The sequence below is a fragment of the Sinorhizobium sp. BJ1 genome (assembly GCF_002531555.1).
In the GTDB taxonomy this organism is placed as follows: Bacteria; Pseudomonadota; Alphaproteobacteria; order Rhizobiales; family Rhizobiaceae; genus Sinorhizobium; species Sinorhizobium fredii_B.
This window is the reverse complement of sequence record NZ_NWTH01000124.1, coordinates 1-563: the sequence shown is the minus strand read 5'-3', so window position 1 is coordinate 563 and position 563 is coordinate 1. Positions and strand designations below refer to the sequence as shown.

The window sequence follows — 563 nt, the reverse complement described above, 5'->3', positions numbered from 1 at the left end:
ACCTTCAAGCGGCCGATCTATGCCGGCAACGCCATCCAGACGGTGCAGACGACGGAAGCGAAAAAGGTCATCACCGTCCGCACCGCCTCCTTCGCCGCAGCCCCTGAAGGCGGTTCGGCAGCGATCGAGACGGTATCGGCCGCCGCCGATCCGGGGCTGTCCAGCCACGTTTCCGACGCGCTGTCGTCCTCCGACCGCCCCGAACTGACCTCGGCCAGGATCATCATCTCCGGCGGCCGGGCGCTCGGCTCGTCGGAGAAGTTCAGGCAAGTCATCCTGCCGGTCGCCGACAAGCTCGGTGCCGCCGTCGGTGCCAGCCGCGCCGCCGTCGATGCCGGCTACGCGCCGAACGACTGGCAGGTCGGCCAGACCGGCAAGGTGGTCGCCCCCGACCTCTACATCGCCTGCGGCATCTCCGGGGCGATTCAACACCTCGCCGGCATGAAGGATTCCAAGGTGATCGTCGCCATCAACAAGGACGAGGAGGCGCCGATTTTCCAGGTCGCCGACTACGGCCTCGTCGCCGATCTCTTCGACGTCCTGCCGGAGCTCGAAAAGGCGCT

At 67.1% G+C, this 563-nt stretch carries 1 protein-coding gene; it reads left to right on the top strand.

What is annotated here, in order from left to right; translation table 11 throughout:
- On the top strand, positions 1–563 hold a 563-nt coding region (locus CO676_RS34355), incomplete at both ends, for an electron transfer flavoprotein subunit alpha/FixB family protein (protein ID WP_144340271.1).